The sequence below is a fragment of the Microcoleus sp. genome, from assembly GCF_049646505.1.
GTDB lineage: Bacteria > Cyanobacteriota > Cyanobacteriia > Cyanobacteriales > Microcoleaceae > Microcoleus.
This window is the reverse complement of record NZ_JBARVX010000527.1, coordinates 1-9,377: the sequence shown is the minus strand read 5'-3', so window position 1 is coordinate 9,377 and position 9,377 is coordinate 1. Positions and strand designations below refer to the sequence as shown.

Here is a 9,377-nt window from a genome sequence, read left to right as displayed (position 1 = left end):
AGAAGATGGGGTGGTGACAGATTTTTTGCAGGCTGGGGTGTCACGGGAGGATATTGTATTGGCGTTTCATCCACCGCATTTACGGCAATATACAGAGTTTGCGATCGCAAACATTGTGCAATTCCATCTCACCATCTAACCTAATTCGCTCGTATTAATCTCACAAATCAGTTTTGGTATCAAAGATGAAACCCGTACAAATTTGCGCTCTCATGCTTATAGAAATCGCCACTCTTGCTATCTTCACTCCCAAGAGTGCAAGCGCTCAATCCATCACAGACAAAAGCTGCGTCGCCGATATTTTAGGTGAAGAGATTGGCTCACAAGTTAATATACGATCTGGTGCGGGAAGCATTTTTAGTGTCGCAGGCACCGTATCGGTAGGAAATTTAGTGATTGTCGCCAATGACGACCAAAATAAAAGTGCTGTCGTATCTCCACTCAGCCGTAAAGATACTGAAGGAAATGTCTGGTATTTGACGACAAGATTGAGAGCGAGTGAGTACAAAGGTTGGATCAGATCGGACTTTTTGAGACTGAGATGTCCTAATCCCTAGGTTAGGCAATAAACAAGAGAGGAAGCACTCTGCACGCACCCTTTTATTATGACTTTCGCTATTTTAAAATAACTTGGGCGATCGCTCAATCTTGTTGAGTAGTAATGCTGCGATTACGGGATGGGATGTGCGCGCGGCGAAGTTATCCTTCTGAGTACCGTCGCACGTTGCTTGCTTGTAGCGCAAAGCGGCTGCTTTGAGGGCGACTTTTCAGAAGTTATATCGTTTCCGGTTGCATCGGAATGATTTAACCGGCGCTAGAACACAGAGAACACAGAGAGGTCAGAGAGAAATGAATACAGGACGATGAAGAGAGGAATTGATATTATAGGTTCGATAGTTCGGACTTTAGTCCTTCTTTATGCGGACTAAAGTCCGAACGCTCGAACCTCAAATTAATAGCTAATTTGCAAAGTCACAGAAGCTTCAATCTGCTGTTCCCCTCCCACTACGGGTGTTGCAGCATTAGCATCAGCCCTAGCAGCAGCAAATTGGCGGTACACGGGAGCTGGCGCGATCGCACCGTTGACTTGAATTCCCTGAATTTCTCCCCGCTTGAGGTTGAGCGCGCTCAAGACTGCATCCGCTTGCGATTGAGCGTCTTGAGTGGCTTTTTTGAGTGCTTGTTTTTGAGCTTGTTCGATCGCACTTTCGGCGGCCACAAAACTCACACCTTGAATGCGCGTTGCTCCGGCGTTCACCGCATCGTCGAGCAAAGTGCCTGCAGATGCAGTATTGATGCGAAAAGTGACGGTATTTGTAGCAGTATAGCCTGTCAGCCGCTGCTGGTTGTTTTCGTAGCTGTAATTCGGGTTGAGAGTAATGCCGGCAGTTTCGAGTTTTTCTACTTGGCGCGATCGCAGCAACTCTACCACAGCGGACGATCGCCTCGCCGCTTCCTGCTGCACCGCAGTCGCCGTTTTTCCCTGCACCTCAACACCCAATCGCACTTGCGTTTGAGTTGTCGGAATCGCTTCCACACCCCGCCCGGTAACAGTCAACGTTCTGATCCGCTGTTCTTGAGCAACCGCCGGATCTAATCTCACAAAACTCACGAAAGTTAACGTTAAACACAACGCTGTTAGCAGATTGCGGAAATTGATTCTAGTACCGCGCCGCAAATTTGAATTCATGAACTCGATTCTCCTCACGTACAACTGATGCTATACTTTACCTTCGCACGGGAATTACTAAAGATCCAGCCTGTTACATTTTTGGTAACTAAAAAAAATTAGTCATTAGTCATTAGTTATTAGTCATTATTATATGCAATCCTAAATCATTTGTTAATTTCTTACTCCCTCCCCTTAGTAAGGGGAGGGTTGGGGTGGGGTAAAAATATTTACGACTCATTTAGTCATTATTATATGCAATCCTTAAAACAAGTGGCCCGCCGACTCAAAAAAGAGACTTACGCTGTTTATTTAGCCAGTACAGACCGGAGAGTACCTTGGTACGCCAGAATTTTAGCAGGCCTTACGGTTGCCTACGCTTTTAGCCCGATCGACTTAATTCCCGATTTCATACCGATTCTCGGCTACTTGGACGATTTGATAATTGTACCTTTGGGAATTTGGCTGGTACTGAAGATGATTCCGCCACAGGTTTTAGCCGAGTGCCGGGAAAAAGCCGCTGCTGAAATAGAGCGAGAAAAACCGATAAATCAGGCTGCGGCTGCTATAATTATTGTTATTTGGATTGGCTTGGGAATATTAGCTGCAATTTTGATAAAACAAATATTTAAACGTTAGAAGACCGGGCGGTTGAAACCGCGGCTATACAGACAAAACCCGCCTCCGCGGGTTGAATAATAGGCGGTGAAAATTATGTTTTACCTTATTCTCTATTCGTCCGCGGAGGCGGACATCGTTTGTGTAGACGCGGTTTCAACCGCCGTCTGATATTCATGATATTATATTGTAGAGTGCGCGCACCTGACCTTAAAAAAAACTCGCGGCATCACATACCAAGTATTATTTACCCCCTTAAAAAATTAAACTAAGTTTCTACCTATGACTCAAACTACTACCGATCACCTCAGCCACCTCAACCCATCCCAGCGCCAAGCAGTCGTCCATTACAACGGGCCGCTGTTAGTAGTAGCGGGGGCTGGTTCGGGGAAAACCAGAGCTCTAACTTACCGCGTAGCAAACTTAGTTCGCACCAACCGAGTCGATCCCGAAAATATTCTGGCGGTGACATTTACGAATAAAGCCGCTAGAGAGATGAAAGAAAGAATTGAGAAATTGCTGGCGACTCAGCAAGCTGAGGCTGAATATGGGAAACCTTTGGCAGATTTAGCGCCGGATGTGCAAACCAGATTGCGATCGCAAATTTACCACAGAATTACCAAACAGATTTGGATGGGAACTTTTCACTCTCTGTGCGGCCGGATTCTCCGCTACGATATTGAGAAATATCAAGACGAAAAAGGCCGCCAATGGAAGAAGAATTTTTCGATTTTTGACGAGTCAGATGCTCAAAGTCTCGTCAAACAAATTGTTACCAAAGTCCTCAATCTTGACGACAAGAAATTTGACCCGCGCAAAGTCCGCTATGCCATCAGCAACGCTAAAAATAAAGGTTGGTCGCCTCAAGAATTCCTAGCCGCAGAACCGGATTACAGAGGGCGCGTAATTGCCGATGTTTACAGCCGTTACCAAGATGCTTTAGCAGCCAACAACGGCTTAGATTTTGACGATTTAATTCTTGTTCCGGTTAAACTTTTACGCCAAAACGAGCAAGTATTAAATTATTGGCATAGAAAGTTTTGCCATATTTTAGTTGACGAATATCAGGATACGAACCGCACTCAATATGATTTGATTCGGATGTTGGTGACAAATAACAGCGACCCGAAAGAGTTTGATAAATGGCAAAATCGCTCGATTTTTGTGGTGGGCGATGTGGATCAATCTATTTACAGTTTTCGGATGGCTGATTATACCATTTTGCTGGAATTTCAAGAGGATTTCGGCGATGGTTTGTCGGATGCAAAAACTCAGACAATGGTAAAATTAGAGGAAAATTATCGATCGCGCGAAAACATCCTGGAACTCGCCAACCATTTGATCGAACACAATACCGAACGCATCGAGAAAGTTCTGCGCCCGACTCGCGAACCCGGAGCTCCGATTGTGGTATGGCGCGCTGACAACGAAATAGATGAAGCGCAATTTGTAGCTGGTCAAATTCAGTCCCTGAAGCGCCAAAATTCCGAATACGAACACGGGAGTAACTTTGCGATTCTCTACCGCACCAACGCTCAATCTCGCTCCTTTGAAGAAGCGTTAATGTACTTGGATATTCCCTATAATATTGTCGGCGGCCTGAAGTTTTACGATCGCAAAGAAATCAAAGATATCCTAGCATACCTGCGGACGATCGCCAATCCAGACGATAGCGTCAGCCTCAAACGCATCATCAACACTCCCCGCCGCGGCATTGGCGACACGACATTTGGTAAAATCGAAGACGCTGCAACTCAATTAGGTATTCCGCTGTGGGAAATTCTCAGCGACGAATCTTCTGTCAATACTCTCGCAGGGCGATCGGCAAAAGCTATAATTAAATTTGCCGCCATGATTGGTAATTGGCAACAAAAACTTGAAACTACGCCCGCGTCGCAAATTGTCCAAGGAATTATCGAAGATTCTGGTTATATTGACGATTTAAAAAATCAAGGAACCGAAGAAGCAGAAAATCGCATTGAAAACGTTCGAGAATTGTACAACGCAGTGCTGCAATTTGAAGAACAAAACGAAGAACCGACGCTAACATCATTTTTAGCCAAAGCATCTTTAGCATCCGATTTAGATGATTTGAAAGAAGACGATTCCCGCGTGTCGCTGATGACGCTGCACTCAGCCAAAGGGTTAGAATTCCCCGTAGTATTTTTAGTCGGAATGGAACAGGGTTTATTTCCCAATTTCCGCAGTTTGGACGACCCGAAAGCAGTTGAAGAAGAACGCCGTTTGTGCTACGTCGGCATTACTCGCGCCCAGGAATTGCTATTTCTTACCCACACTCGCGAACGCCGTCTTTGGGGAGGTTTCCGGGAACACTGCACCCCTTCGCTATTCTTGGGGGAATTGCCGACACATTTGCTGGCTGGAAGTGCGAAAAAAACTAAGACGGGAAAAACGGCTGCATCCCAGGGAAAAATTCATAATTTAGCAGCCAATTCTGGGAGTTCTCCATCAGAATGGAAAACGGGGGAACGGGTTTTTCATCATGCTTTTGGAGTTGGAGAAATTACCCACGTTTTGGGAGTGGGCGATAAAACTAATCTGGCAATTAAGTTTAAAGGTTTGGGGCGCAAAATCATCGATCCGAGGACGGCTAAGTTGCAGCGAGTGTAATAGAAAAAACTCCAAGAAAACCCGGCGGTTGAAACCGCGTCTATACAGGCAAAACCCGCCTCCGCGGGTTGAAGAATGGGCGTTAAAAATGGCGGTTAAAATTACGTTTTTATCTTCAGTCCGCGGAGGCGGACATCGTTTGTGTAGACGCGGTTTCAACCGCCGTCTGCATCTAATTAAAAAGCAGAAATCAAAAGATAAACTCTTATGTCTTACAGTCAATTTACGACCATCGGCAAGGTTAAAGAAGCCTTCAATCTCGTAGTAGTTGAAGGAATCAGATTTTTGCCAGAAATCGAGCCGATCGCACCCGCGACAGCCTTACAGACCATGCTGGAGACAAATTTGCCTTGGGCGATCGCCACTAGCACAGAAAAAGCCCGTTCAGAAGCTATTATTAACCCTGTCTTGCTGGAAGTTCGCAACATTCTGAACCAACAAATCAGCGTGTTTTCGGGTGAAGAATTTAATGTCGATGCTGCTGTTGGACTTACAGGAGTTTGCGATTTTCTGATCAGCCGTTCCCCCGAACAGTTAGAAGTTGAGGCCCCAGCAATTGTGATGGTAGAAGCTAAAAAAGGAGATTTGAAAGTAGGTTTGGGTCAATGTATTGCTGAAATGGTGGCGGCCCAGAGGTTTAATGAAGCGAAAGGTCGATCGATCTTAGCCATCTACGGCAGTGTTTCTAGCGGCACAGCTTGGCGGTTTCTCAAGCTAGAAGGGCAAATAGTGACGATCGATCTTACCGATTATCCGCTACCTCCAGTCGATAAAATATTGGGATTTTTAGTCTGGATGGTGCGCCAAAATTAGCATATCAAATCTGCGTTAAAAACCCCGATCGGAGTCGGCGGTTTCAACCGCTACTAAACAACCAAAGTCCGAACAGAGGGATTAAAAAGAAATAATTCAAGGCTATGGCGTAGGAAATCTTCTCGCTTAACAGGCAAGATGCCTGTTCCACAAGAAAATTCACTCTTTGTGGAACAGGCATCTTGCCTGTTCATAAAAGACTTATTAAGAATGAATGATGCAACATCTCATATCTTATTCGATTACCTGAGATTCCACACGCCTGTATTTACCCGCCAAACGTTCTCGACGCTGGCGGCGGTTGTCAGCTTCAAATATAGCGATTAATTCATCCAGGTTTAGAGTCAAAGCGTCCAACTGTTGGCAGACTTCACGCATCTTTTCAACGTGTCGCTTTCTGGTTTCAGCGTCGGGGATTCTAGGTTGTTGATTCATGGCAAATTCCAATCTATTTTGATTTCTCGGATAGTTGCTTCTGAGGCATCGACAGCCGCCTCTGTTTGTTCTATCGTTCTATACAGAAAGTTTAACGTATCCGTAGTCGCAGCAGGTTGAGATTCTGCCACCTGCTGCAAAAGCCTGTACAAACGATTGTAAGAGGTTCTCAATCTTTCCTTAATATTATCCAGAGATTCTAGTTCCGGGAGTGTCGCTTCTGTCTCGCCAAACTGCTGCATTAAAATATATTCTGTGGCGGTTGTTTCGTTGAGGATTTCCACTAGCCGCCGCTGCAATGCGAAAATTGTGTTCAGGATGTCATCAGGTAGCTTTGCCATTGTCCTTGATTTTTAGGGATAACAACTTAGGAATGAAAATTTAATAACTTAAGCGATTGCTCGTTACCAGGCTCTGCCTGGTAATGCAGATCCGGAGGCTCTGCCTCCTTTTATCTGGTAACTTACAGAAGAGAGGACTGTAGGAGGTGTTTAAGTTATTAATTTTTAGATTCTTAACACAATATAGCAGAATGTTTGCTTCCTTCTATTTGAGTTTGAATCAAGAGCGATCGCACTCCCAATTTACCACATTTAAACCTAACTAAAAGCATCCAGATTACCAGCATCCATATCGATCCGTGAGGTCGCTTTCTTCAATCCTCCAATCTCAAATCGATCGCACTTCGCATCGCCAATAACGCCGTTCCATAAGCAGCCGCAGTCTGAACCGGAGTTTCCACCGGCACTTTCAAATAACGCTTTCTGATCGCACTCCAAACCGCATTTTTTGCGCCGCCCCCAGCCGTATAAACCTTTGTCAAAGGAGTTGCACCGAATTCTTGCAATAATTGATATCCCCGCGCTTCAATCCGCGCGATACTTTCGAGCAAACCGTGCAGAAATTCCACTGAATCTGTTGGACGCGGTTCGAGTCTGGGCGCTAAATTTGGGTCATTAATTGGAAAGCGATCGCCATTTTTCAACAACGGGTAATAATCCAGTAAACTCTCTTGTTCGGGATTAATTTGTGTGCTATAATTATCTAATTCAGTATCAGTAAAAAAGTGTCGCAGCACCGCACCTCCGGTATTAGAAGCGCCTCCAACTAACCACAAATCGCCTAATTTATGGCTGTAAATCCCGTATCTAGAATCATCTACGCGGGTATGACTTAACAGTTTGATGGCTAAAGTAGAACCGAGAGAAGTTACTGCTTCCCCCGGTGAATTGACACCGCTTGCTAAAAATGCTGCAATACTATCGGTTGTGCCAGCACAAACTGTACAATTGCGGGGAAATCCGAAGCGACTCCTCACTTCATCTCTCACTTCCCCCACAGGCGTGCCCGGTGCGACAACTTGCGGCAATTTAGGCGTTGCAGCGCCGGCAATTCCCTGTGTCAGCCAATTCGGATAGCACAAAGTATCAACATCGAAACCGAGTTTTAAAGCATTGTGATAGTCGCTAATTCCTAATTTTCCGTGCAGCAAAAATGCCAGCCAATCAGCTTGATGCAGGAAATAAAGCTTCTCAACAACAGGCAAGATGCCTGTTCCACAAAGATTGAATTGTTTTGTGGGGAGTAGGGGTTGGGCTTCTAGCCCGCCCAAATGCTGCCACCACAGGAGTTTTGCCAGACTGGATGTAGCGCTTAATACTGTGTGGTTGGCAGGGGCGATCGCCCGCAACGTCTCTGTCACGGCTGCACCGCGCGCATCATTGTATAAAATGGGTTCGCATACGGGTATACCGTCAGTATCGCACAGCATGACAGTGGAGGATGTGCCGTCAAGGGCGATCGCGCTTACCTGATTGCGGATGGTTGGGGGGATTTGCTCAATTACAGCCCACAGCGCATTTTGCCACACCGAGGGCAATTCCAACTGTCGATCGTTGGCAAAAGTGTATTCTGTCTCGCAATGGATTGTACCCTGGGAGTCGATAATTGTCGATCGAGCGCCCGTAGTACCGAAATCTATTCCCAAATAAAGATTCATTTATAGCAGTTGACAGTTGACAGTTGACAGTATTTGTAGGGTGTGTCAGCAAGAAACCGGGTTTCTGAGATTATCGTGCTTCGACATATTCACAAAGCGTAGTTGGTTCGGGAATTGGTAAACCTTCCTCTCGCAATCCTTCTAAATGAAATTCGATCGCTTCTTTAATTTGCTGCTGTACTTCCGCAAGGGTAGCGCCTGTGGCTGCACATCCGGGTAAATCTGGTGGATATGCTGAATAGTTATTGGGTGTTTTTTCAATGACGATGGTATAACGCATTAGTTGATCTCGAATTTAGAGTAGATTAGGATTTACGCACTGACCAAAGAAACCGGGTTTTTATCGAATCTGCTGACTACAACCAAATATTTGGCAAAAAACCCGGTTTCTGAACCCTAAACAGTTTGTGTTAGCCAATTGCTATGATCCGAATTTCGCAAGTCTGTTGTTTGAAGAGTGATATCAAAACGTAACAGGTAATGAAATGACCAAAAGCCGATAACTTCGTAGAAAAAGATTCTCAAAAAAAGACTTAACAAAGGGCTGAAATCGCTATAAATTACAGCTTACAGCTCTCGATGCGAGAGAAGAGAACCAAACCCCACCAGCCCACCAAACCAAACCCAACCCGCACGCAACAACGAACCCACGGTAGGTGGCCCTCTGGTTCTTGCAGATTAAAGGTTAAATCATTGTAGCTCAACCAATCTTTCCTCCCCTTTCTTCTCTTTCGCCAACCGACGCGATCGCCTAGCTTCTTTTCAGTATCCCAATCAACTTTGCCGCCCACTTCCAACCAAATTTTTTTCTGGACACTAAAACCAAAGCGACCCTGACTATATTTTACCCACAACTGGTCGATGGTTCGTAAATCATCGCAAGCAAAATTATCAATTGAACCCGTATCAAAATAATCTTCCTTCTCCCGTCTCGCAGCTTTCAGCATTACCTTTATTGTTTCCTGATCGGCCTCTTTCCACTTTCCTGCTGCTAATAAATCCCGCAGATGAGTATAGTCAACACCCCGCGCTGATTTCAGGGAGTCTGGTGGCGGAGGAGGTACTTGAGGTGGTGGCGGAGGAGGTGTTTGAGCTGATAATGGAGGTGATTGAGTACCAAGAGCCTGCAAAACTTCAGTAGCAGATTGATAACGTTTTTTAATAGCAGGTTGGATCATTTTATCTAAAATCTGACCCAGTTCCGAACTGACA

At 45.3% G+C, this 9,377-nt stretch carries 11 protein-coding genes; 5 read left to right on the top strand and 6 right to left on the bottom strand.

Annotated features, from left to right (window positions below; translation table 11 throughout):
• Window positions 1–10 precede the first annotated feature (10 nt).
• Window positions 11–139, top strand: coding sequence for an element excision factor XisI family protein (locus WBA89_RS25050; RefSeq protein ID WP_424410240.1), 129 nt, complete (start codon window positions 11–13; stop codon window positions 137–139).
• 73 nt (window positions 140–212) lie between these two features.
• Window positions 213–557 carry a hypothetical protein gene (locus tag WBA89_RS25045; protein ID WP_424410239.1) on the top strand — a complete coding sequence of 115 codons (345 nt, stop codon included), beginning with the start codon at window positions 213–215 and terminating at the stop codon, window positions 555–557.
• A 395-nt stretch (window positions 558–952) separates the two neighbouring features.
• On the opposite strand, the gene WBA89_RS25040 is transcribed toward WBA89_RS25045, so the two are convergent.
• Window positions 953–1,690 carry an SIMPL domain-containing protein gene (locus WBA89_RS25040; protein WP_424410238.1) on the bottom strand — a complete coding sequence of 246 codons (738 nt, stop codon included), beginning with the start codon at window positions 1,688–1,690 and terminating at the stop codon, window positions 953–955.
• Window positions 1,691–1,924: 234 nt separating this feature from the next.
• Between WBA89_RS25040 and WBA89_RS25035 the strand changes: the two genes are divergently transcribed.
• The 3 genes from WBA89_RS25035 to WBA89_RS25025 all read left to right on the top strand — a co-directional run bounded on the left by WBA89_RS25035 (window position 1,925) and on the right by WBA89_RS25025 (window position 5,731).
• Window positions 1,925–2,308, top strand: coding sequence for a YkvA family protein (locus tag WBA89_RS25035; RefSeq protein WP_424410236.1), 384 nt, complete (start codon window positions 1,925–1,927; stop codon window positions 2,306–2,308).
• Window positions 2,309–2,569: 261 nt separating this feature from the next.
• Window positions 2,570–4,918 carry a DNA helicase PcrA gene (gene pcrA, locus WBA89_RS25030; protein WP_424410234.1) on the top strand — a complete coding sequence of 783 codons (2,349 nt, stop codon included), beginning with the start codon at window positions 2,570–2,572 and terminating at the stop codon, window positions 4,916–4,918.
• A 207-nt stretch (window positions 4,919–5,125) separates the two neighbouring features.
• Entirely contained in the window at window positions 5,126–5,731 is a 606-nt protein-coding gene (locus tag WBA89_RS25025; RefSeq protein ID WP_373538072.1) for a hypothetical protein, read from the top strand.
• A gap of 234 nt (window positions 5,732–5,965) precedes the next feature.
• On the opposite strand, the gene WBA89_RS25020 is transcribed toward WBA89_RS25025, so the two are convergent.
• The 5 genes from WBA89_RS25020 to WBA89_RS25000 form a co-directional block, all read right to left on the bottom strand.
• Window positions 5,966–6,166 carry a hypothetical protein gene (locus WBA89_RS25020; RefSeq protein WP_194008696.1) on the bottom strand — a complete coding sequence of 67 codons (201 nt, stop codon included), beginning with the start codon at window positions 6,164–6,166 and terminating at the stop codon, window positions 5,966–5,968.
• Window positions 6,163–6,507 (bottom strand): hypothetical protein, encoded by a 345-nt coding sequence (locus WBA89_RS25015; RefSeq protein ID WP_424410232.1) that lies wholly within the window; start codon window positions 6,505–6,507, stop codon window positions 6,163–6,165. The genes WBA89_RS25020 and WBA89_RS25015 overlap by 4 nt, the downstream gene beginning before the upstream one ends.
• A 314-nt stretch (window positions 6,508–6,821) precedes the next feature.
• Complete coding sequence (locus WBA89_RS25010) at window positions 6,822–8,165, bottom strand: FGGY-family carbohydrate kinase (RefSeq protein ID WP_424410231.1); 1,344 nt, start codon at window positions 8,163–8,165, stop codon at window positions 6,822–6,824.
• 70 nt (window positions 8,166–8,235) lie between these two features.
• A complete protein-coding gene (locus WBA89_RS25005; protein ID WP_424410230.1) occupies window positions 8,236–8,445 on the bottom strand; it encodes a type II toxin-antitoxin system HicB family antitoxin in 210 nt (69 codons plus the stop codon).
• A 280-nt stretch (window positions 8,446–8,725) separates the two neighbouring features.
• A partial coding sequence (locus WBA89_RS25000) for a GUN4 domain-containing protein (protein ID WP_424410229.1) occupies window positions 8,726–9,377 on the bottom strand: 652 nt, incomplete at its 5' end.

Coding starts and splice junctions, on each gene's coding strand:
- WBA89_RS25040 (WP_424410238.1), bottom strand. CDS start 1,690: ATGAATTCAAATTTGCGGCGCGGTACTAGAATCAATTTCCGCAATCTG.
- WBA89_RS25005 (WP_424410230.1), bottom strand. CDS start 8,445: ATGCGTTATACCATCGTCATTGAAAAAACACCCAATAACTATTCAGCA.
- WBA89_RS25035 (WP_424410236.1), top strand. CDS start 1,925: ATGCAATCCTTAAAACAAGTGGCCCGCCGACTCAAAAAAGAGACTTAC.
- pcrA (WP_424410234.1), top strand. CDS start 2,570: ATGACTCAAACTACTACCGATCACCTCAGCCACCTCAACCCATCCCAG.
- WBA89_RS25010 (WP_424410231.1), bottom strand. CDS start 8,165: ATGAATCTTTATTTGGGAATAGATTTCGGTACTACGGGCGCTCGATCG.
- WBA89_RS25015 (WP_424410232.1), bottom strand. CDS start 6,507: ATGGCAAAGCTACCTGATGACATCCTGAACACAATTTTCGCATTGCAG.
- WBA89_RS25045 (WP_424410239.1), top strand. CDS start 213: ATGCTTATAGAAATCGCCACTCTTGCTATCTTCACTCCCAAGAGTGCA.
- WBA89_RS25025 (WP_373538072.1), top strand. CDS start 5,126: ATGTCTTACAGTCAATTTACGACCATCGGCAAGGTTAAAGAAGCCTTC.
- WBA89_RS25020 (WP_194008696.1), bottom strand. CDS start 6,166: ATGAATCAACAACCTAGAATCCCCGACGCTGAAACCAGAAAGCGACAC.